A 19,798-nucleotide genomic window follows, 5' to 3' on the forward strand; every position below is an offset into this window, starting at 1 on the left:
TTTACAACAAAACGGGAGATGAAAATGTCCGACGCAATAGAGGGTCGCCTGAAGGAACTTGGCATCGTTTTGCCGCAGGCCGCAGCACCGGCCGCCAACTACGTTCCCTATGTCATCAGCGGTAATCTCCTCTACCTCTCGGGCCAGCTGCCAATGGAAAACGGCAAGATCGGCGTGACGGGCCATCTCGGCAAGGATGTCGACGTCGCCGGCGGCCAGCGCGCAGCCGAACTCTGCGCCATCAACATTCTCGCTCAGGCGAAGGCTGCGCTCGGCGGTGACCTCGGCCGCATCAAGCGGCTGATCAAGCTGAACGGCTTCGTCGCCTCGACACCCGATTTCGTCGAACAACATCTTGTGATCAACGGCGCCTCGAATCTTCTGGCAAATGTACTGGGTGAAGCTGGCAAGCACGCCCGCGCCGCGGTCGGCATGGCAGCTCTGCCGCTGAACGCCGCCGTCGAAATCGATGCTATTCTGGAAATCGCCTGATGAGCAAGCTTGCCTGGCTGACTGAGCGTCCCGTCGCCCATCGCGGCTATCATGACATGAACAAGGAAGTCTGGGAGAATACGCTCTCGGCCTTCAGCCGCGCCATCGAGGCCGGCTTTGCCATCGAGTGCGACCTGCATTACGCCTCGGACGGCGTTCCGGTCGTCTTCCATGACGACGATCTGCAGCGCGTCTGCAATCTGCCGGGTGAAGTGCGCGATCGCACCTCGGCCGAACTCGGGCTGCTTTCGATCGGCGGCACCAAGGACAAGATCCCGACGCTGAAGCAGCTTTTGCAGCTTTGCGACGGCAAAGTACCGCTGGTTCTGGAGCTCAAGGGACGCGAGGGCGACGATGAAGGTTTTGCCGAAGCCGTGCTCGAAGTGCTGGAAGGCTACAAAGGACATGTGTCCCTTATGAGCTTCGATCACTGGCTGCTCAAGGATCTCAAGGCCCTGGGGTCTCCCTATCCAGTCGGCCTCACCGCCGAGGGAAACAAGCCTGAGACATTTTTTCAGCATGACGAAGCCATGCAGCTTGGGCTAGACTTCATCTCGTACTTCTTTGGCCATCTGCCCAACCCCTTCATCACGGCGCAGCGCCAGCGCGGCATTCCGGTCATCACCTGGACCGTGCGCGACGAAGCGGCCCGCAAGCACACATTCGCCAATGCAGACCAGATGACCTTCGAAGGTTTTGATCCGCGCGCTACCTCGTAAATCGAGTTCGATCGAAGGAGAGGTTCTGCGCAAACCAATTTGCCGCTGCGCTTGAAGCGCGCCCATGGGGCGCATGGCGCAGCGGCAAGAGTCCGCCCTCCTCGTTAGCGCAAGAGTTTGATGACAGACGAATTATCCATTCGAGTCGAACGATCCTTCAAGAACATCGCCCCGGAAAGCTGGTCCAAGCTCGCCGGAGCCTCAAGAACCGGCAGCGTGCTGCCATATAATCCCTTCGTCTCGCACGCTTTCCTCTCGTCGCTTGAGGAGTCCGGCTCGGCGACTGACAAAGCGGGCTGGCTCGGCAATCACCTGCTGCTGGAAACAGACCGCGGCGAACTGATCGGGGCTGTCGTCGGCTATCTGAAAAGCCATAGCCAAGGCGAATATGTCTTCGATCACGGCTGGGCCGACGCCTTCGAGCGCGCTGGTGGCCGCTACTATCCGAAGCTGCAATGCTCGATACCTTTCACACCCGCCACAGGGCCAAGGCTGCTTGTTGCCGAGGGGCAGGATCGCGAGGCAATCCAGCCGGCGCTTGCCGAAAGCCTGAAGGAAGTCACGCGGCAGCTCGGTGTTTCCTCTGCCCACATTACCTTCCTTCCGGAAGACGAGGCGTCAGTCTTCGAAACGGATGGCTATCTGCATCGCACGGACCAGCAGTTCCACTTCATCAACGAAGGCTACGCAGATCACGATGCCTTCCTGGAAACCCTCGCCTCCCGTAAGCGCAAGGCACTGAAGAAAGAACGCCGCGCCGCGCTCGAAGGCGGCATTACCATTGACTGGCTGACCGGCCGCGACCTTACAGAAGAGATCTGGGACCAATTCTTCGCCTTCTATATGGATACGGGCAGCCGCAAGTGGGGCCGACCTTATCTGACCCGAAAATTCTATTCGCTGATCGGCGAGCGCATGGCTGATGATGTCCTGCTCGTAATGGCGAAACGCGAGGGCCGCTATATCGCCGGCGCCATCAATTTCATCGGCGGCGAAACGCTCTATGGACGGCACTGGGGCTGCATCGAGGATCACCCCTTCCTGCATTTCGAGGTCTGTTATCATCAGGCGATCGATTTCGCGCTGAGCAAGGGATTGAAGCGGGTCGAAGCCGGCGCACAGGGCGAGCACAAGCTCGCACGCGGCTATCTTCCCGTGCTCACCCATTCCGCGCATTATATCGGCCACCAAGGCCTACGGCGCGCCGTTGCCGACTATTTGAAACATGAGCGGGAACAGGTGGAGGAGATGAGCGAAATTCTCACCGAACACAGCCCCTTCCGCAAGGGTGAGCGGCAGGATATTTAGAGCAATTCCGACAAAAGTGCGCAGCGGTTTTGCGTCCGGAATTACGTAAAAACAAAGAGATAGAGCATTTCTGCGACTCCGTTCGGGGTGGAAATGCTCTGGACATTCGGCACAATCGAAACTGCAGATGAGGAGACCCTGGATGACCAGCCCGGCCTATGACAGCAACAATATTTTCGCAAAGATCCTGAAGGGCGAGATTCCATCCCATCGCGTCTATGAGGATGAGCACACCGTCGCCTTCATGGATGTGATGCCGCAGTCATCAGGCCATACGCTCGTCGTGCCGAAGTCGCCTTCCCGCAACATTCTCGACGCCGATCCGGCAGCGCTTCAGCATGCAATTGCCGTCGTTCAGAAAGTCGCTGTCGCGGTTCAGGAGGCGTTCGACGCCGATGGCGTCTATATCGCCCAGTTCAACGAGCCTTCCGCTGGCCAGACCGTTTTTCATCTCCACTTCCACGTGATCCCTCGCCACGAAGGCGTGGCTTTGAAGCCGCATTCGGGCAAGATGGAAGACGGCGCCATTCTGGCTGACAATGCCAAGAAGATCATCGAAGCCCTCCGCGGATGACATTCGACAGAATTTTCTGATGTTTTTAATCAGGAATCCTTTTTAACAAACTGAAAAGGCTGCATTGTTTCCAATGCAGCCTTTCATTTTGAGCCTGTTTCACCAGTTACTTGCGCGGAACCTTTGGAACCGTGCCGCCTTTGCGTGGCGACTTGCCTTCCGGCTCCCCGCTTTCCGCAGCGGCCTTTGCCGAACGGCGAGCATCGGCGGCTGCGCCGGCCTTGCTCACGCGGCTTCTGGTCTTGACGGTGGTGTCACCATCGTCCTCTTCCACCTCGACCGGCGGTTCGCCAACCTCAGCTTCGGGCTTCGGCCGGATCGGTGCCGTATCGGCAGTGGCATCGAGAATGATGCCGGTGGTCCCGTCTTCCTTCTTGCCGACCGTGACGGTGACGACGCCACCCTTCTTCAGCTTGCCGAAGAGGATCTCGTTCGCCAGCGGCTTCTTGATGTTTTCCTGGATGACGCGCGCCAGCGGACGGGCGCCCATCTTGTCGTCGTAGCCCTTTTCGGACAACCAGGCGATGGCGTCCTCGTGCAGATCGAAGGTAACATTCCGTTCGGAAAGCTGCGCTTCCAACTGCATGATGAACTTCTGCACGACCTTGTGGATAACGGTTGTCGGCAGCGGCGCGAAGGGAATGACCGCATCCAGACGGTTGCGGAATTCCGGCGTGAACAGGCGGTTGAGAGCCTCTTCATCCTCGCCCGTACGCTTGGACGAACCGAAGCCGATGGCGGCCTTGGCCATTTCCGAAGCACCCGCATTAGTCGTCATGATCAGGATGACGTTGCGGAAGTCGATCTTCTTGCCGTTATGGTCGGTCAGCGCGCCATGGTCCATGACCTGCAGCAGGATATTGAAGATATCCGGATGCGCCTTCTCGATTTCATCGAGCAGGACCACGCTGTGCGGATGCTGGTCGACGCCGTCGGTCAGGAGGCCGCCCTGGTCGAAACCGACATAGCCGGGAGGTGCTCCGAGCAGACGGGAAACCGTGTGACGCTCCATATACTCCGACATGTCGAAGCGCAGCAGTTCGACGCCGAGCGACGATGCCAACTGCTTGGCGACTTCCGTCTTGCCGACGCCGGTGGGGCCGGAGAAGACATAGCAGCCGATCGGCTTGTTCGGTTCGCGCAGGCCGGCACGCGCCAGCTTGATCGAGGTCGAGAGTGCTTCGATAGCCGTGTCCTGGCCATAGACGACCGAACGCAGTTCCTGTTCGAGGTTGGCGAGGACCATCTCGTCATCCTTGGAAACCGTCTTCGGCGGTATGCGGGCCATGGTGGCGATCGTCACCTCGATCTCGCGCTCGGTTATCAGCTTGCGACGCTTGGACGGCGGCAGCAGCATTTGGGCGGCACCCGTCTCGTCAATGACGTCGATCGCCTTATCCGGCAGCTTGCGGTCGGAGATATAGCGAGCCGACAGCTCGACAGCCGACTTGATGGCGTCGTTCGAGTAGCGCAGGTGATGATACTCTTCGAAATAGGGCTTCAGGCCCTTCATGATTTCGATGGCATCCTCGATGCTCGGCTCGTTGACGTCGATCTTCTGGAAGCGCCGGACGAGCGCCCGGTCCTTTTCGAAGAACTGACGATATTCCTTGTAGGTGGTCGAACCGATGCAACGGATCGCGCCAGAGGAAAGAGCCGGCTTCAGCAGGTTCGACGCATCCATCGCGCCGCCTGAAGTGGCGCCAGCACCGATGACGGTGTGGATTTCGTCGATGAACAGCACAGCGCCCGGATACTCTTCGAGCTCCTTGACGACCTGCTTCAGGCGTTCTTCAAAGTCACCGCGATAACGGGTGCCAGCAAGCAGCGTGCCCATATCGAGCGAGAAGATCGTGGCATCGGCCAGAGCTTCCGGAACCTTGCCCTCGACGATCCGCTTGGCAAGGCCTTCGGCGATCGCCGTCTTGCCGACGCCGGGGTCACCGACATAAAGCGGGTTGTTCTTCGAGCGGCGGCACAGCACCTGGATGGTGCGGTTGACCTCCGAATGGCGGCCGATCAACGGGTCGATCTTGCCGTTCTTGGCCTTCTCGTTGAGGTTGACGCAATAGGCCTTCAGCGCATCCTGCTGCTTCTTGCCATTGCCTTCCTCCTGCTCGCCGCGGGCGGTAGGCTTGCTCTCGGATTCACTTTCCTCGGCGCCGCGCGGAGCGCGGGTCTGGGAGGAACCCGGGCGCTTGCCGATGCCGTGAGAGATGTAGTTGACCGCGTCGTAGCGGGTCATTTCCTGTTCCTGCAGGAAAAATGCAGCGTGGCTTTCCCGTTCGGCGAAAATCGCGACGAGAACGTTGGCGCCCGTCACTTCCTCGCGACCGGACGACTGCACATGGATCACGGCGCGCTGAATGACGCGCTGGAAGCCGGAGGTCGGCTTGGAGTCCTCGTCATAGCCCGTGATCAGGTTGGACAGTTCATTATCGACGTATTCAGTCAGAGTCTTACGGAGCGCGTCGAGATCAACATTGCACGCGCCCATGACAGCTGCGGCGTCGGCGTCGTCTACCAGCGCCAAAAGCAGATGTTCCAGCGTGGCATACTCGTGATGCCGCTCGTTCGCGTAAGTCAGTGCCTGGTGCAGCGCCTTCTCAAGACTAGGCGAAAATGTTGGCACGTTCAGATCCTCACTTCTTTTCCATAACACATTGCAGCGGATGCTGGTGTTCCCGGGCAAAATCCATCACCTGGCTCACCTTCGTTTCAGCTACTTCATATGTATATATCCCGCACTCGCCGACGCCATGGTTGTGGACATGAAGCATGATGCGGGTGGCACTTTCGAGATCCTTTTGAAAGAAACGCTCCAGGATATGGATCACGAAGTCCATGGGCGTATAGTCGTCGTTCAGAAGCAGCACGCGGTACAGGTTGGGTTTCTTGGTTTTGGGCTTGGTGCGTGTAATCACCGAGGTCCCGCGATTTCCGTTGTCCCCGTTCCTTTCGCTGTTGTTTTGCATCCGGATCGGCTCTGCGATCATTTCATTCTTCCTCAAATCATCCGGCAGAAGCTATCGCATTCCGACTTGGCACTGGGTTTGGTTCATTCACTTGGTCGGGCCAGATATCCGAACCACTAAGGTAGTTCATATTGGCGTGATTTTAAGCCCCTTACCGGACACTGCAATCACAATTCGCTGACAAAGGGGGCCGCAGCCGAAAAAGTCGCGGCATAATCTCGACGCCGGTTCGATATGCGAAAACAAAAAGACCGGCCGCGCGTAACGCAGCCGGTCTTTCGGGGAATTTCAGCTTTCAGCTAGGGATCAGGCAGCAGTTGCAGTCGCTGCGGCCTTGCTAGCAGCCTTCGTCGCAGCGGCGACCGGCGCTTCGTAAGGCTTATAGGCATTCTTGGCGAGATCGGCGTACATTTCGCCGAGCTTGGTGGCTTCGGCAACGAAATTTTCGTAGGCGGACTTCACATAGGTGCTCTGAAGTTCGAAGGCGGCTTCGAAGCTCTTGACGCCGGCGAGCGTTTCGAAGTGCGAAACACCGTCCTGGAAGGACTTCTTCGAATATTCAGCAGTTTCAGCGGCAATGGCCTGAAAACCCTTGCTGACATCGGAATAGCTCTTCAGCGCCGTGTCGATGGCTTCCTTGCCCTTCTTATTTGCTTCGTCGAAATTGAACATGCTTCTCCGTCCCTTGTTGGCCGGCCGGCGGCCGGTTTACAGGCAAGAAGCTTAAATGCGACGCACAATTAGTCAAGTAGTCTTGTGCGACGCAATATCTACCCTTGATTGCATTCCCGGTAACAATCCCATGTCAGCGCGGATGTTTGCACTGCATCATTATGATTTCTCTAATATATATTAGAGCCCTTGCAACCACAGGCTTCGAGAGAAATATCACCATTTTCGGGGAAAATCATGGGCGGAGCGATCGCTTGCGCAAATGGCCTTTTGATCCGCCAATCGTGGCATCTGCCGCGATGAACAAAGAAAAGAGCCGCATTTCAACGAAATGCAGCTCGAGAACTCGACTGCAACACAGGGTCGCAGAGGCGAATTAGAGATCGACGTCCAGGATAGCCATCGAAAAATTGTAGGAGCGGTCGCCGTCTTCGTCGTCGATATAGACGACGCCCAGAAACTCTTCGCCGAGATAAACTTCAGCCGAATCGTTCTTGCGCGGACGTGCCTTCACGACCATCTGCGGGTTGAACGTGCGCTTGAAATAGGCGTCGAGTTTCTTGATTTCTTCAGGCTTCACAATGCTTCTCCGTGAGGATCTCTGGTTGGCCGCTTCTTGCATAGGAAAAGCGGCAGTGTAAAGACCGGAACCGCGCCATACACCTTTTGAGGCGCCTCGCGCTTCCGAAAATCAGGCTACATTTCCCCTAGATTCCGGCGCCCATAATCTGATCCACGACTAATTGCTCGGCCAGCAGCTGGTCCATGGAGCGTGAAGGCTCGGAGCAACCGGCCTCGCCGACAACCTTGGCCGGCACGCCGGCAACCGTGGTCTTCGGGGGCACTTCCTTCAAAACAACGGAGCCGGCGGCAATGCGCGAGCAATGACCGATCTGGATGTTGCCGAGAATTTTGGCTCCGGCGCCGATCAGAACACCGTGGGCGATCTTCGGATGGCGGTCGCTCCCTTCCTTGCCGGTGCCCCCGAGGGTGACGCCGTGCAGGATCGACACGTTGTCGCCGATCACGGCCGTTTCGCCGACCACGAGGCCGGTCGCGTGATCGAGGAAGATGCCCTTGCCGATGCGTGCAGCCGGATTGATATCGGTCTGGAAGACGCTGGAGGAGCGGCTCTGCAGATAAAGAGCGAAATCGCGGCGGCCGCGATTGTAGAGCCAGTGCGCCAGACGATGGGTCTGCAACGCGTGGAAACCCTTGAAATAGAGCACCGCCTCAAGGAAACGAAGGCAGGCCGGATCGCGATCGTAGATCGCCTGGATATCGACCCGCAGGATCGATCCCCATTCCGGCCAGTCGGCCAACATTTCCTCAAACGTCTGCCGCAGAAGGATCGCCTGCATGTCCGGATGGTCGAGGCGCTCGCAGATGCGATAGATGACGCATTCTTCCAGCGAGCGGTGATTGATGATCGTCGAATAGAGGAAGGCCGCGAGAAGCGGGTCACGCTCGGCGGCGGTGCGAGCTTCCTCGCGCATGCTATCCCATATGGGATCCACGACCTTGACCGCACCCATGCCCTCCAAGGGGCGAATATCCGTTACTGCGACCATTGGCGGTCTCCCGATTTGCTGTCAGGAATGCATTATATAGAGTAAATGGCACACAAGACAAATGGATCGAGCGCGGATGAATTTGGAGCATGATTTTGCCGGCGGTCTCCTTCGTGTCACCGGCAGCGACGCCATAGGCACGATCACGATCAACAATCCCGCGAGGAAGAATGCCTTGACCGCTGCCATGTGGCGAGCCATTCCCCAGGCCCTGCGCATGCTGACCGACAAGGCACATGCCCATGTGATCGTTCTGCGCGGCATCGGCGCCGACTTTTCCGCCGGTGCCGACATCAGCGAATTCGATAGCGTGCGCAAGAATTCCGAGACTGCCGTCGCCTATGAAGCGCTGAACAGCCAAGCCTTCGAGGCCGTCCGCCACTGCCGCGTGCCGACGATCGCGGCGATCCGCGGCATCTGCTACGGCGGCGGCTTCGGGCTCGCCGCTGCTTGCGACCTGCGGATCGCCGAGCAAGGCGCGCGCTTCGCCATTCCCGCCGCCCGCCTCGGCATCGCTTATCCAGCCGACGCGGTGCAAGATATCATCAACGCACTCGGACCCCAGATGGCAAAAGTCGCGCTCTTTACCGGCGCGCCGATGTCCAGCGAGAAAATGGCGGCGTCCGGGTTTTTGCTGGAGGAGATTGAAGCCGGTTCGTTCGACGGCGAAATCTCCGCCCTCGCCCATGCGATCGCCGCAAATGCGCCGATTTCGCTACATGCCTCGAAACTCGCGGCCCGCGCCGTCCTTGAACAAAATGGAGATCTGCTGCGTGAGGCAGAGATAATCGGCGCCGAAACCTTCGATAGCGCGGATTATGTGGAAGGACGCGCCGCCTTTGCCGCGCGCCGGAAGCCGCATTTCACCGGCGAGTGACCTGATCGGCCAGATCCGGGCCTACCGGTCCTCGATCCGCTTATAGAATTCGAGAACAGCTGTTTTGAAGACCTTATCTCCGACGGCAAGCATGTGATCGCGGTTCGGGATGTCGACTGCCTCGGCATGCGGCATCAACTCGGCGAGTTCCCGGGCAGAGCCGGCGATGTCATCCTTGGTGCCAACCGCGATCAAGGTCGGCGCCTCGATCTTCGCCACATCCTCCTTTGTCGCCAGATCGCGCGACCCCTGAATGCAGGCGGCGAGCGCCTGGCGGTCACTCTTGGTCTGTTCGGCAAAGGCGCGGAACATGCGGCCGCGCAAATGCGTGACATCGTCGAGCGACGGAGCAACGAGCGCATCCGCAATCGGATCCCAATCGCCTACACCCTCGACCATACCGATACCAAGGCCGCCGAGGACCAGCGAGCGGACGCGATCCGGATACGCTATCGCCATGAAAGTTGCGACGCGCGCACCCATGGAATAGCCCATGACATGGGCCTCCGGGATGCCCAGATGATCGAGTAGCGCGACCGCGTCTTCGGCCATGATCCACGGATGGTAGACATCGGCGTCATAAAGCTTGTCGCTTGCGCCATGCCCACGATTGTCGATCGCGATCACCCGATAACCCGCATCGCCCAGAGTCTTCAGCCAACCTGGATGAACCCAGTTCGCAATCGCCGTCGAGGCAAAGCCGTGAATCAGCAGCACGGGCTGACCGTTCGGATCACCTTCATCGAAAAAGGCGAGCTTCAGGCCATCCCTGACGAAATGGGACATCGAAGGAGCATTCAAATTCATGGCATTATCTTTGCAAACAGGGGTTTTCCTGATGCCGGACCATATTTTATCGGCGATATCAGGTGAACCCCGCAACGGTGAAAATCTCTGCGCCGAGCCGGACTTTCGCACTACACAATCGATGAGAAGGATTATAAAGAGGGGCTACCAAGTCTGGCGCAACATTCATGCCGCTCAAGGCAAGACGCATTCGGAGATCATCATGGCCGGTCACAATATTCCCCATTTCCAGAACGACGGCGGACACAGCGTTATCGAGATCGGCGTCAAGGAATTCATGTGCACCGGCGCCTCGGTTCCTTACGATCATCCACATATCTTTATCGATATGGGCGACGATAACGAGAAGGTCTGCTCCTACTGCTCGACGCTCTATCGCTACAATCCGTCGCTGAAGGCCGATCAGACCAACCCGCCGGGCTGCGTCTTCCATTTCAAGGCGGCCTGATACGATAGCCGTCGATCGGACATAGAGAAATGCCGATCAAGACAGCCGCAATCATCGGCGCCGGAATAGCCGGATTGACCACGGCGCTAGCGTTGGCAAGGCATGGCATACGTTCCGAAATTTTCGAGCAGGCCGAAGCTCTGACCGAAGTCGGGGCCGGCCTGCAGATTTCCCCGAACGCCTCCCGCATTCTCGACACGCTCGGCGTGCTCGATACCCTTCGGGCAGTCTGGCTCGAGCCGGAAGAGGTGCGGCTTGTCTCGGCCTCCTCGTTGCGACCCGTCGCATCCGTCCCGTGCGGAAATTTCGCCAGAGAACGATGGGGCGCGCCCTACGGTACGGCACATCGCGCCACGCTGCAGAAGGTGCTTCTGGAAGCCGTGATAGCCAATGCATTTTGCACGCTTCATCTGGGCCAGCGAATCGAGATTACAGATCGACAGACACTTGCCGGCATCGCCGGTCGAGACGTGGATATCGTCATCGGCGCCGATGGCGTGTGGTCGAAGGCTCGCGCAATGGTGCCAGCCTCTCCCTCACCCGTCTTCTCCGGCAATATCGCCTGGCGTTTCACCATTGCGGAAGCTTCAGCGCCTGCGATCCTGAACCGCACCAGCGTCACCGCATTTCTTGGTCCGGCCAGCCACCTTGTCTGCTACCCGATCCGGGAAAATGCCGCTTTCAACATCGTCGCCATCGTTTCCGGCAGCAGTTCGAGCCGCGATTGGAGCACTGCCAGCAACAAGGCACAGCGCGAGCAGATGCTGCGCGGCTTCTCCGGCTGGAACAGTGCGATCATACAGATGCTCGAAACACAGGAGCAGGCAAGCTTCTGGCCCCTCTATGAGATGAAAGCCGGCCGTTGGCACAATGGCAGCGACACGGTGCTGATCGGCGATGCGGCGCATGCGATGATGCCGTTTGCCGCCCAGGGTGCGGCCATGGCGATCGAGGATGCCTTCGAGCTGGCCGGCATGCTGGTGACGCGCCCGCCGGCGGAGGCATTCGACCTCTTTGAAAAACATCGTACGCCGCGCATTGCCCGGCTGCGCCAACGCGCCGCGTTCAATCAATTCGCCTACCATGCCCGCGGGCCGATCCGCGTGGCCCGAGACCTCGTCCTCTCCCTGCGCCCGCCGCAAAGTCTTGCGGCGGATATGGACTGGATCTATGGCTATCGCGCCATTGGCTGATCAGGCTTGCCTGACTGCCGCAAAGCCCTTTTCGATATCAGCCTTGATATCGGCCACGTCTTCGAGGCCGATCTGCAGACGGATGACCGGCCCTTCGGTCGGCGCCTTGGTGACGCGCCGGTCATTCAGGTTGACTTGAAGTGCAAGGCTTTCGAATCCGCCCCAGGAATAGCCAAGGCCGAATATCCGCAGCGCATCAAGGAAGGCATGCGCCTTGACCTTGAACTTCTCCGGGCTATCGACGGCCAGCACGAAGGAGAAAATGCCGCTCGAGCCCTTGAAGTCGCGCTTCCAGATGTCATGGCTCGGGAAACTCGGCAGCGCCGGGTGCAGAACCCTTGCGACGTCCTCCCTGCCCTCGAGCCAGCGTGCAATTTCAAGCGCGCTCTCCTGATGACGGTCCAAACGCACGCCCATGGTACGCAGCCCGCGCAGCACCTGATAGGCGTCGTCCGGGGCACCGCAAATGCCAAGCTGGCCGTGCGCGTCGAGCAAGCGCTCCCAGTGGGCCGCGTTGGCGGAGACGGTTCCCATGACGATATCCGAATGGCCCGCCGGATATTTCGTCACCGCATGAATGGAAACATCGACACCATGATCGAGCGGCTTGAAATAGAGCGGCGTCGCCCAGGTATTGTCCATGGTCACCACGCAACCATGCCGGTGAGCGGCAGCGGAAATCGCCGGGATATCCTGCATTTCGAAGGTGTTGGAACCCGGTGCCTCTGTGTGAACCAGCTTGGTGTTCGGCTTGAACAATTGCTCGATGCCGGCGCCAACCAACGGATCGTAATAGTCGACCTCGATGCCGAGGCGCTTCAGCATGGTATCGCAGAAGAACCGGGTGGGACCGTAGACCGAATCAACGATCAGGGCGTGGTCTCCTGCCGACAGATAGGCCAGAAACGGCACCGTGACCGCGGCAAGGCCTGAGGGCACGATGACCGTTCCGGCCGAACCTTCCAGCGCGTCCATCGCCTCGCACAACGCGTCGGTCGTCGGTGTACCACGGGTGCCGTAGGTATATTTCTGGTCGTGCGTCTCCATCACGCGGGCATTGGGAAACAGCACCGTCGAGGCATGCACGACGGGTGGATTGACGAAGCCGTGGAAGTCGAATGGCGAATTGCCAATGTGGGACAAACGCGTGTTGATGCCGGCGTTCTGCAGGAGTGTGTCTTTGTCTTTCATGTCCGGATATGCCTTTGGCGCTGTAGGAAGCTGGTTTTGTGGCGAGCAAGTCCAGTTGGGTCAACCCCGATCCTGTCGACACAGCATATTATTGCAAGGCTAAAATAACGAAAGTTGCGCGTGAAACCTCGTTTTCGTGCAGTTTTTTAGCAAAATGATGCTCATTTTGGCGTCAAATGCCCATTTCCCAGCCCCAAAAAGCGAATTCTCCGAATAAACCGGCAATATTCGGGCCGATCTCTTGACCGCCAATCCATTTACGACTGTGATAGGACCACTCGCGCCTGGAGAGTGAGGAAATGAGGTTCACCAAGAACCCGCTTCGGGAGCGATACGCTTTAACTATAAAACAATAGAACAAAGGTTGGGAAAGATGAACAAGTTTGCTCTCTCCGCATTTCTCGGAGCCGCAGCATTGGCTTACTCCGTTTCTGGTGCCTCAGCGTCGACGCTGAGCGACGTCAAGGCCAAGGGCTTCATTCAATGCGGTGCGAATACGGGCCTTCTCGGCTTTGCGCAGCCCGATGCGTCCGGCAATTGGGCCGGCTTCGACATCGACTTCTGCCGCGCAGTCGCTTCGGCCGTCTTCGGCGATCCGACCAAGGTGAAGTTTACGCCTCTCAGCGCCAAGGACCGCTTTACCGCGCTGCAGTCGGGTGAAATCGACGTGCTTTCTCGCAATACCACCTGGACCATCAACCGCGATACCGCACTCGGCCTCAAGTTCCGTCCCGTCACCTATTACGACGGCCAGGGCTTCATGGTTCGCAAGGAGCTGAACGTGAAATCGGCTCTGGAGCTTTCCGGCGCCGCCATTTGCGTCCAGTCGGGTACCACGACCGAGCTCAACCTTGCCGACTACTTCAAGACCAACAACCTCCAGTACAATCCGGTTGTTTTCGACAAGCTCGAGGAAGTGAACACGGCCTATGATTCCGGCCGTTGCGACGTCTACACGACTGACCAGTCCGGCCTTTATGCGCTCCGCCTGACGCTCAAGAACCCGGACGACAACGTCGTTCTCCCCGAAATCATCTCCAAGGAACCACTTGGCCCGGCAGTTCGCCAGGGCGACGACCAATGGTTCAACATCGTCAGCTGGACGGCCTATGCGCTTGTTAATGCCGAAGAATTCGGCATCACGCAGAAGAACGTCGACGAGATGAAGAATTCTGCAAACCCGGATATCAAGCGCTTCCTCGGCGCAGAGCAGGGTTCCACGATCGGCACCGACCTCGGGCTCACCAACGACTGGGCCTACAACATCATCAAGGGCGTCGGTAACTATGGCGAAGTCTTCGACCGCAACATCGGCGCAGGCAGCCCGCTGAAGATTGCACGCGGCCTCAACGCCCTGTGGAACAAGGGCGGCATCCAGTACGCTCCTCCGGTGCGCTGAGCACCCTATATAGGCTAACCTCTAGAGGAAGGCGGCGTGCCGCCTTTCTCCCCTAAAGAAAACAAGCCTGAAACAGGCACATTGGGGAAAAACTTTGTATGGCAATTTCAGCAAATTCGCCTAGCGGCGAACGATCATCCGTATCTTTATTTTACGACCCCAGAGTCCGGGGTGCGTTCTATCAGGCTCTGACTATCGTCATACTCGCCGGCATTTGCTGGTTCGTCGTGACGAACACGGTCGATAACCTCCGCGCCTTGAATCGTACCTTCGGATTTGGCTTTCTCGAAGGACGCGCCGGCTTCAACCTGGGGCAGGCTCTCATTCCCTATTCCAGCGATTCCACCAATACGGATGCATTGATCGTCGGGCTGCTCAACACGCTTCTGATATCGGTCGTTGGTATCATTGCGGCGACCATCGTCGGCTTCATCATCGGTGTCGGCAGGCTTTCGAACAATTGGCTGATCGCAAAGCTTTCCCAGACCTATGTCGAAATCTTCCGCAACATTCCGCCGCTGCTGGTCATCTTCTTCTGGTATAGCGGCGTTCTGGTGTTGCTGCCGCAGGCGCGCGACGCCGTGCATCTGCCATTCTCCAGCTATCTCAGCAATCGCGGCCTCGCCTTCCCGAAACCCATCTTCAGCGAAGGCATGGGAGCCGTCGGCATTGCCTTGCTGATCGCCATCGCAGGCGTATTTTTCGTCGCGCGCTGGGCGCATCGGCGTCAGGCGGCGACAGGCCAGCAATTCCACACGATATGGGCTTCGATCGGCATATTGATCGGCTTGCCGTTGTTGGCCTTCCTCGCAACCGGCATGCCGCTCTCCTTCGACTACCCGATCGCCGGAAAATTCAACCTGACGGGCGGAACAGTCGTCGGACCTGAGTTTATAGCGCTCCTGCTCGCGCTTTCCCTCTATACGGCGACTTACATTGCCGAAATCGTGCGCGCCGGCATTCGCGGCGTGCCAAAGGGCCAGTCGGAAGCGGCCGGTGCGCTCGGCCTTCGGGCATCGGTCATCACAAGGCTGATCGTCATCCCGCAGGCGATGCGCATCATCATTCCGCCGCTGACGAGCCAGTATCTCAACCTGATCAAGAACTCCTCGCTCGCCATCGCCATCGGCTACGCCGATATCGTCGCGGTCGGCGGCGTGATCCTCAACCAATCCGGCCGTGCCGTCGAAGTGGTCATCATCTGGATGGTCATCTATCTGATCCTGAGCATCATCACATCGCTGTTCATGAACTGGTTCAACGCCAAGATGGCTCTGGTGGAGAGATAAGATGTCTGCAGCAAATCAGAGCTTCGTCAGCAAATCGCTTTTGTCGGCACAGCCGGCACCCGCCAGCGAAAAAGGGCCGTGGCACTGGGCCAAGAAGAACCTCTTCGCCACGCCGAAGGACGTCGTTTTGACGGTCCTCGCCGTAGCCCTGCTCGCCTGGGCAATCCCGCATTTGGTCGATTGGTTGTTCGTTCATGCAGTCTGGAACGGAACCGACCGCACCTTCTGCGCCACGACCGTCCAGGGCGGCACGCAACCGGATGGCTGGAACGCCGCCTGCTGGGCCTTCGTGCGTGCGAAATTCCTCGTCTTCATGTTCGGCCTCTACCCACCGGAAGAACGCTGGCGGCCGGTACTCGTCGCCATCCTCATGATCATCGGCTTCGCGCCGTTGCTGATCCCGTCGTTTCCCCGAAAAGGATTGAATGCGATCATCGCATTCTTCGTGCTGCCGATCCTCTCCTTCTTCCTTCTCCATGGCCTGAGCATTCCGGTGATCGATTGGGATTTCTGGGGCTACCTCCACGTGAAGTTTTCCGGCGTAACATTTCTTTCCACCGTCGAAACTGAAAGATGGGGTGGCTTGCTGGTAACACTGGTCATCGCCTTTGTCGCCATCGTAGTCTCCTTCCCCTTCGGCATCCTCCTTGCGTTGGGACGCCGTTCAAAAATGCCCGTCTTGCGTATGCTGTGCGTGATGTTCATCGAGATCATCCGCGGCGTGCCGTTGATCACGGTGCTGTTCATGGCCAGCTACATGCTGCCGCTCTTCATGCCGCAGGGCTGGACTGTGGATAAGCTGCTGCGCGCCGTCGTCGGCGTTTCGATCTTCACCTCGGCCTACATGGCCGAAGTCATCCGCGGCGGCTTGCAGGCCGTGCCGAAGGGCCAGTTCGAGGGAGCCGATTCGCTCGGCCTCGGTTACTGGCAGAAGATGCGGCTCATCGTTTTGCCGCAGGCCATCAAGCTGGTCATTCCCGGCATCGTCAACACCTATATCGGCATGTTCAAGGACACGTCGCTGGTTGCGATCATCGGCATGTTCGACCTGCTCGGCATCGTTCGGCAGAACTTCTCGGATGCGAATTGGGCAAGCGCGGTAACGCCGGTGACGGGCCTAATTTTCGCCGGGTTCACATTTTGGCTGTTCTGTTTTGCAATGTCGCGCTATTCAGGTTTTGTGGAGCGCCATCTCGATACCGGCCACAAGCGATAAAAAGTGAGGGAACTAGAAATATGGCTGAAGCCCAACCCAAAAAACTGACCATCTCCGAGACGGAAGTCGCGGTTGATATCGTCAACATGAACAAGTGGTACGGCGACTTTCATGTGTTGCGCGATATCAATCTGAAGGTCATGCGCGGCGAGCGCATCGTCATTGCCGGTCCCTCCGGATCGGGTAAATCGACGATGATCCGCTGCATCAACCGTCTGGAAGAACATCAGAAGGGCCAGATCGTTGTCGATGGCACGGAACTGACGAACGACCTGAAGAAGATCGATGAAGTGCGCCGCGAAGTCGGCATGGTGTTCCAGCACTTCAACCTCTTCCCGCACCTGACCATTCTGGAAAACTGCACGCTGGCGCCGATCTGGGTGCGCAAGATGCCGAAGAAGCAGGCGGAAGAGATCGCCATGCATTTCCTCACCCGCGTCAAGATTCCGGAGCAGGCGAAGAAATATCCCGGTCAGCTCTCCGGCGGTCAGCAGCAGCGCGTCGCAATCGCCCGCTCACTCTGCATGAACCCGAAGATCATGCTGTTCGATGAGCCGACCTCGGCACTCGACCCGGAAATGATCAAGGAAGTGCTCGACACGATGGTCGGTCTTGCCGAGGAAGGCATGACCATGCTGTGCGTGACCCACGAAATGGGCTTTGCACGCCAGGTCGCCAACCGCGTCATCTTCATGGATCAGGGCCAGATCGTCGAACAGAACTCCCCGAAGGAATTCTTCGACAATCCGCAGCACGAGCGCACCAAGCTCTTCCTCAGCCAGATCCTGCACTGATACGGTAGAAATCGAATGCGAGAACCCGCCGCTGTCACGCAGCCGGCGGGTTTTTCATGCGCGCTCCGCGGGCGGCTTAGCGAGACAGAGCCGCTCAACGTAGCGGCAAGGCGTGGGTCTGCTTGACGATCTGGCTCGGCACATCCGTCTTGACGTTCTGAATGCCGTTGATCTTCGTCAAATGGGTCGACTGGAACCGCCTGTAGTCGTCGAGATCGGACACAGCGACACGCAACAGAGCATCGCTTTCACCCAACATGATGTAGCACTCCATAACCTCGGGCAGTTTCTTCATCGCGGCAATGAAGTGATCGATCGTCTCGGCATCCTGGGCCGTCAGCCAGACGCGAGCAAAGAGGGACAGCGGTAGCCCGGCTTTGACGGGATTCACCACGGCCACATAGCGATCGATGATGCCGGCATCCTCAAGGAGCTTTACGCGCCTTAGACAAGGCGACGGCGACAGCCCCACCTCCCTGGCGAGTTCCACATTCTGCATTCGCCCGTCACGCTGCAGCGCGCGCAGGATGCGCTTATCGATCTCATCCAGCCGCATTGGCATCCCCTGCTAACAGGATTCAGAAATTGAATTCCGATGCCAACTATCAGCCTATAGTTGGCATTTACGCAAGCCGATTGCGCCTGCAAGGGCCTAAGCTTCCATTTATGGAAAACACCAATATCCTTCTTTTCGCGGGAACAGTCCTGCCGCTCATCTGTACACCGGGCCCCGATATGCTGTTCGTGGCATCTCAGACAATGTCCGGCGGTGCGGGCGCAGGGTTACGCTCGACGGCTGGGGTTTGTACCGGCTATATCATCCATTCAGCACTTGCTGCGTTGGGGGTCGCCGCAATCATCGCCGCCTCTCCCACCCTGTTCATGGTCCTACGCTGGCTCGGCATTGCCTATCTTGCCTATCTCGCCGCTCGCCTGATCTTGTCGTCGCTGCGGGTTGGCGCCATCGCCCCAACGAGAACAAGGGCCGCGACAGACGCATTCCGGCGCGGCTTTCTGACGGCCGTTCTCAATCCAAAAGGCATGATGATCTATTTCGCCATCCTGCCGCAGTTTATCGATCATGGCCGAAGCGTAGCGCTGCAGGCTGCTCTGCTCTCTACGGTTTTCATCGGGCTCTGCGGCGTGTTCTATGCTTGTCTCAGCATCGCTCTTGCGATGCTTGGCTCCCGAACGAGCGTCAGCGATCACCGCCGCCGCTGGATCGAAGGCATCGCCGGTTGCCTCCTGCTGATCGCTGCCGGGCGATTGACGGCGTGAACAACCCATGTAGCGCTTCGCGCAAAACGCGATATACTAACCCATAATCGCAAAATATGGGGCATTCACAAAGCGTTAGGGGAAGCGGGCTGTGAAGAGAAGCGACAGGATTATTGGCGGGCTCGCGCTTTTGAGCGCCGCCATCATCGTCATCAAACTAAGCGGAGCAATGTTCGGCTACGATCTATTCCAGATGGCGCTCGACGCCACCAGGCCGGCCGCCGTGGGAGGCTGGCCGACGGAAGCGAACTGAGGCAGATTTTGTCTTGGGCATCCCTAGCGGTTAAGCGATAACTCCGCTGATGAAAAAGGGCATCTCGTGGCTGAAAAGTGTAAACAGCGCCGGGAAATCTTTAAACGCTGCTCGCCAGGCGATGAAAACTGTCGCTAAGCTATTGAAAAGATGGCGACCCCTGCAGGATTCGAACCTGCGACCACCTGCTTAGAAGGCAGGTGCTCTATCCAGCTGAGCTAAGGGGCCAAAGGCCGAGCCGCAAAATGCTTGCGGCCGCGAACACATGCCTGAAACCGGCGTAAAACTCAATGGGCAACGGCTTTAATAACCGTCTGCCTCAATGAGTCCAGGGCTGGATGCGGTTAAAGCGGAAATTATCGGTGTAGGAAACCACCTGGCGGATAGGATCCTTTGGCGCGATGACGCGATAGTCGATGCCTTCGCGCTTGGCGTAATCTTCCGCCTGCTCCTGGGTGTCGAACGTCAGCTTCAACTGCTGGCGCGTGTCGGCCGACGAGGTATACCCCATGATCGGATCGATCTTGCGCGGGATTTCCTGATCGAATTCCAGAACCCAGATGTTGGTCTTGGCCTTGCCGGATTGCATGGCGGTCTTTGCGGGACGGTAGATCTTGGCAGGCATTGCTGCAGCGCCTCCGAATAAAGCGGGAGCGACCCGCCTTGTGCTTCACTTGTCTTGCGACGACCCCTGCGGATCGAGCGCGTCATGACGTTTGATTAGCCGCGAATCCCTTTAGTT

General features: G+C 58.2%; 22 protein-coding genes and 1 tRNA gene. 13 read left to right on the top strand and 10 right to left on the bottom strand.

The window, feature by feature from the left end; genetic code table 11:
• Positions 1 to 24: 24 nt before the first annotated feature.
• The 4 genes from ACIQJ2_RS14500 to ACIQJ2_RS14515 all read left to right on the top strand — a co-directional run bounded on the left by ACIQJ2_RS14500 (position 25) and on the right by ACIQJ2_RS14515 (position 3,093).
• Positions 25 to 492 carry a RidA family protein gene (locus tag ACIQJ2_RS14500; protein ID WP_092715564.1) on the top strand — a complete coding sequence of 156 codons (468 nt, stop codon included), beginning with the start codon at positions 25 to 27 and terminating at the stop codon, positions 490 to 492.
• The gene (locus ACIQJ2_RS14505) at positions 492 to 1,211 is read left to right on the top strand and encodes a glycerophosphodiester phosphodiesterase (RefSeq protein ID WP_400672900.1); all 720 of its coding nucleotides are present in this window, start codon (positions 492 to 494) and stop codon (positions 1,209 to 1,211) included. Before ACIQJ2_RS14500 ends, ACIQJ2_RS14505 begins: the two co-directional genes overlap by 1 nt.
• Before the next feature lie 120 nt (positions 1,212 to 1,331).
• Positions 1,332 to 2,519 (top strand): GNAT family N-acetyltransferase, encoded by a 1,188-nt coding sequence (locus ACIQJ2_RS14510; protein ID WP_400672898.1) that lies wholly within the window; start codon positions 1,332 to 1,334, stop codon positions 2,517 to 2,519.
• 142 nt (positions 2,520 to 2,661) lie between these two features.
• On the top strand, positions 2,662 to 3,093 hold the full coding sequence (locus ACIQJ2_RS14515) for an HIT family protein (protein WP_199150084.1): 432 nt from the start codon (positions 2,662 to 2,664) through the stop codon (positions 3,091 to 3,093).
• Positions 3,094 to 3,199: 106 nt separating this feature from the next.
• On the opposite strand, the gene clpA is transcribed toward ACIQJ2_RS14515, so the two are convergent.
• From clpA to cysE, 5 genes are all read right to left on the bottom strand, one after another.
• The gene (gene clpA / locus ACIQJ2_RS14520; RefSeq protein WP_400746538.1) at positions 3,200 to 5,725 is read right to left on the bottom strand and encodes an ATP-dependent Clp protease ATP-binding subunit ClpA; all 2,526 of its coding nucleotides are present in this window, start codon (positions 5,723 to 5,725) and stop codon (positions 3,200 to 3,202) included.
• A gap of 10 nt (positions 5,726 to 5,735) precedes the next feature.
• Positions 5,736 to 6,089, bottom strand: a complete 354-nt coding sequence (gene clpS / locus ACIQJ2_RS14525) for an ATP-dependent Clp protease adapter ClpS (protein WP_199092123.1) — start codon at positions 6,087 to 6,089, stop codon at positions 5,736 to 5,738.
• Between the two features lie 285 nt (positions 6,090 to 6,374).
• Positions 6,375 to 6,740, bottom strand: a complete 366-nt coding sequence (locus tag ACIQJ2_RS14530; RefSeq protein WP_199147095.1) for a phasin family protein — start codon at positions 6,738 to 6,740, stop codon at positions 6,375 to 6,377.
• 376 nt (positions 6,741 to 7,116) lie between these two features.
• A complete protein-coding gene (locus tag ACIQJ2_RS14535; RefSeq protein WP_112340852.1) occupies positions 7,117 to 7,320 on the bottom strand; it encodes a DUF3126 family protein in 204 nt (67 codons plus the stop codon).
• 127 nt (positions 7,321 to 7,447) lie between these two features.
• The gene (gene cysE / locus ACIQJ2_RS14540) at positions 7,448 to 8,311 is read right to left on the bottom strand and encodes a serine O-acetyltransferase (RefSeq protein WP_199092120.1); all 864 of its coding nucleotides are present in this window, start codon (positions 8,309 to 8,311) and stop codon (positions 7,448 to 7,450) included.
• Positions 8,312 to 8,387: 76 nt separating this feature from the next.
• On the opposite strand from cysE, the gene ACIQJ2_RS14545 reads away from it, so the two are divergent.
• On the top strand, positions 8,388 to 9,188 hold the full coding sequence (locus ACIQJ2_RS14545; protein WP_199147097.1) for an enoyl-CoA hydratase-related protein: 801 nt from the start codon (positions 8,388 to 8,390) through the stop codon (positions 9,186 to 9,188).
• A 21-nt stretch (positions 9,189 to 9,209) separates the two neighbouring features.
• Here the strand turns inward: ACIQJ2_RS14545 and ACIQJ2_RS14550 are convergent, their stop codons facing one another.
• The gene (locus ACIQJ2_RS14550) at positions 9,210 to 9,995 is read right to left on the bottom strand and encodes an alpha/beta fold hydrolase (RefSeq protein WP_400672888.1); all 786 of its coding nucleotides are present in this window, start codon (positions 9,993 to 9,995) and stop codon (positions 9,210 to 9,212) included.
• Positions 9,996 to 10,197: 202 nt separating this feature from the next.
• Here ACIQJ2_RS14550 and ACIQJ2_RS14555 point away from each other — a divergent pair, with 202 nt between their 5' ends.
• Positions 10,198 to 10,443: a zinc-finger domain-containing protein gene (locus tag ACIQJ2_RS14555; protein WP_199147101.1), complete on the top strand. Its 246-nt coding sequence runs from the start codon at positions 10,198 to 10,200 to the stop codon at positions 10,441 to 10,443.
• A 29-nt stretch (positions 10,444 to 10,472) separates the two neighbouring features.
• Positions 10,473 to 11,636, top strand: coding sequence for an FAD-dependent monooxygenase (locus tag ACIQJ2_RS14560; RefSeq protein ID WP_400672885.1), 1,164 nt, complete (start codon positions 10,473 to 10,475; stop codon positions 11,634 to 11,636).
• Here the strand turns inward: ACIQJ2_RS14560 and ACIQJ2_RS14565 are convergent, their stop codons facing one another.
• The gene (locus tag ACIQJ2_RS14565) at positions 11,637 to 12,827 is read right to left on the bottom strand and encodes a cystathionine beta-lyase (protein WP_400672883.1); all 1,191 of its coding nucleotides are present in this window, start codon (positions 12,825 to 12,827) and stop codon (positions 11,637 to 11,639) included.
• Positions 12,828 to 13,200: 373 nt separating this feature from the next.
• Between ACIQJ2_RS14565 and ACIQJ2_RS14570 the strand changes: the two genes are divergently transcribed.
• From ACIQJ2_RS14570 to ACIQJ2_RS14585, 4 genes are all read left to right on the top strand, one after another.
• Positions 13,201 to 14,226: an amino acid ABC transporter substrate-binding protein gene (locus ACIQJ2_RS14570; RefSeq protein WP_184708547.1), complete on the top strand. Its 1,026-nt coding sequence runs from the start codon at positions 13,201 to 13,203 to the stop codon at positions 14,224 to 14,226.
• A gap of 98 nt (positions 14,227 to 14,324) precedes the next feature.
• Positions 14,325 to 15,515 carry an amino acid ABC transporter permease gene (locus ACIQJ2_RS14575; protein ID WP_400672881.1) on the top strand — a complete coding sequence of 397 codons (1,191 nt, stop codon included), beginning with the start codon at positions 14,325 to 14,327 and terminating at the stop codon, positions 15,513 to 15,515.
• A gap of 1 nt (position 15,516) precedes the next feature.
• Positions 15,517 to 16,731, top strand: coding sequence for an amino acid ABC transporter permease (locus tag ACIQJ2_RS14580; protein ID WP_199147108.1), 1,215 nt, complete (start codon positions 15,517 to 15,519; stop codon positions 16,729 to 16,731).
• A gap of 20 nt (positions 16,732 to 16,751) precedes the next feature.
• Entirely contained in the window at positions 16,752 to 17,525 is a 774-nt protein-coding gene (locus tag ACIQJ2_RS14585) for an amino acid ABC transporter ATP-binding protein (protein ID WP_199092103.1), read from the top strand.
• 94 nt (positions 17,526 to 17,619) lie between these two features.
• On the opposite strand, the gene ACIQJ2_RS14590 is transcribed toward ACIQJ2_RS14585, so the two are convergent.
• Complete coding sequence (locus ACIQJ2_RS14590) at positions 17,620 to 18,087, bottom strand: Lrp/AsnC family transcriptional regulator (protein WP_400672878.1); 468 nt, start codon at positions 18,085 to 18,087, stop codon at positions 17,620 to 17,622.
• Positions 18,088 to 18,191: 104 nt separating this feature from the next.
• Between ACIQJ2_RS14590 and ACIQJ2_RS14595 the strand changes: the two genes are divergently transcribed.
• Both ACIQJ2_RS14595 and ACIQJ2_RS14600 read left to right on the top strand, forming a co-directional pair.
• Entirely contained in the window at positions 18,192 to 18,803 is a 612-nt protein-coding gene (locus ACIQJ2_RS14595; RefSeq protein ID WP_400672876.1) for a LysE family translocator, read from the top strand.
• A 91-nt stretch (positions 18,804 to 18,894) separates the two neighbouring features.
• Positions 18,895 to 19,056: a hypothetical protein gene (locus ACIQJ2_RS14600; protein WP_199147111.1), complete on the top strand. Its 162-nt coding sequence runs from the start codon at positions 18,895 to 18,897 to the stop codon at positions 19,054 to 19,056.
• A gap of 151 nt (positions 19,057 to 19,207) precedes the next feature.
• Here ACIQJ2_RS14600 and ACIQJ2_RS14605 read toward each other — a convergent pair.
• Both ACIQJ2_RS14605 and ACIQJ2_RS14610 read right to left on the bottom strand, forming a co-directional pair.
• A tRNA-Arg gene (locus ACIQJ2_RS14605) sits at positions 19,208 to 19,284 on the bottom strand.
• A gap of 91 nt (positions 19,285 to 19,375) precedes the next feature.
• Complete coding sequence (locus tag ACIQJ2_RS14610) at positions 19,376 to 19,681, bottom strand: ETC complex I subunit (RefSeq protein ID WP_199092095.1); 306 nt, start codon at positions 19,679 to 19,681, stop codon at positions 19,376 to 19,378.
• Between the last annotated feature and the right edge of the window lie 117 nt (positions 19,682 to 19,798).

Origin of the sequence: Rhizobium sp. NPDC092011, from assembly GCF_044756305.1 — a bacterium.
Taxonomy (GTDB): domain Bacteria; phylum Pseudomonadota; class Alphaproteobacteria; order Rhizobiales; family Rhizobiaceae; genus Rhizobium.

What these genes read in the sequence shown, in the direction of transcription:
- ACIQJ2_RS14505 (WP_400672900.1), top strand. Translation starts at nt 492, where the DNA reads ATGAGCAAGCTTGCCTGGCTGACTGAGCGTCCCGTCGCCCATCGCGGC.
- ACIQJ2_RS14560 (WP_400672885.1), top strand. Translation starts at nt 10,473, where the DNA reads ATGCCGATCAAGACAGCCGCAATCATCGGCGCCGGAATAGCCGGATTG.
- ACIQJ2_RS14510 (WP_400672898.1), top strand. Translation starts at nt 1,332, where the DNA reads ATGACAGACGAATTATCCATTCGAGTCGAACGATCCTTCAAGAACATC.
- ACIQJ2_RS14590 (WP_400672878.1), bottom strand. Translation starts at nt 18,087, where the DNA reads ATGCCAATGCGGCTGGATGAGATCGATAAGCGCATCCTGCGCGCGCTG.
- ACIQJ2_RS14610 (WP_199092095.1), bottom strand. Translation starts at nt 19,681, where the DNA reads ATGCCTGCCAAGATCTACCGTCCCGCAAAGACCGCCATGCAATCCGGC.
- clpS (WP_199092123.1), bottom strand. Translation starts at nt 6,089, where the DNA reads ATGATCGCAGAGCCGATCCGGATGCAAAACAACAGCGAAAGGAACGGG.
- ACIQJ2_RS14555 (WP_199147101.1), top strand. Translation starts at nt 10,198, where the DNA reads ATGGCCGGTCACAATATTCCCCATTTCCAGAACGACGGCGGACACAGC.
- ACIQJ2_RS14575 (WP_400672881.1), top strand. Translation starts at nt 14,325, where the DNA reads ATGGCAATTTCAGCAAATTCGCCTAGCGGCGAACGATCATCCGTATCT.
- ACIQJ2_RS14580 (WP_199147108.1), top strand. Translation starts at nt 15,517, where the DNA reads ATGTCTGCAGCAAATCAGAGCTTCGTCAGCAAATCGCTTTTGTCGGCA.
- ACIQJ2_RS14545 (WP_199147097.1), top strand. Translation starts at nt 8,388, where the DNA reads ATGAATTTGGAGCATGATTTTGCCGGCGGTCTCCTTCGTGTCACCGGC.
- ACIQJ2_RS14570 (WP_184708547.1), top strand. Translation starts at nt 13,201, where the DNA reads ATGAACAAGTTTGCTCTCTCCGCATTTCTCGGAGCCGCAGCATTGGCT.
- ACIQJ2_RS14550 (WP_400672888.1), bottom strand. Translation starts at nt 9,995, where the DNA reads ATGAATTTGAATGCTCCTTCGATGTCCCATTTCGTCAGGGATGGCCTG.
- ACIQJ2_RS14530 (WP_199147095.1), bottom strand. Translation starts at nt 6,740, where the DNA reads ATGTTCAATTTCGACGAAGCAAATAAGAAGGGCAAGGAAGCCATCGAC.
- cysE (WP_199092120.1), bottom strand. Translation starts at nt 8,311, where the DNA reads ATGGTCGCAGTAACGGATATTCGCCCCTTGGAGGGCATGGGTGCGGTC.
- ACIQJ2_RS14515 (WP_199150084.1), top strand. Translation starts at nt 2,662, where the DNA reads ATGACCAGCCCGGCCTATGACAGCAACAATATTTTCGCAAAGATCCTG.
- ACIQJ2_RS14595 (WP_400672876.1), top strand. Translation starts at nt 18,192, where the DNA reads ATGGAAAACACCAATATCCTTCTTTTCGCGGGAACAGTCCTGCCGCTC.
- ACIQJ2_RS14585 (WP_199092103.1), top strand. Translation starts at nt 16,752, where the DNA reads ATGGCTGAAGCCCAACCCAAAAAACTGACCATCTCCGAGACGGAAGTC.
- ACIQJ2_RS14565 (WP_400672883.1), bottom strand. Translation starts at nt 12,827, where the DNA reads ATGAAAGACAAAGACACACTCCTGCAGAACGCCGGCATCAACACGCGT.
- ACIQJ2_RS14500 (WP_092715564.1), top strand. Translation starts at nt 25, where the DNA reads ATGTCCGACGCAATAGAGGGTCGCCTGAAGGAACTTGGCATCGTTTTG.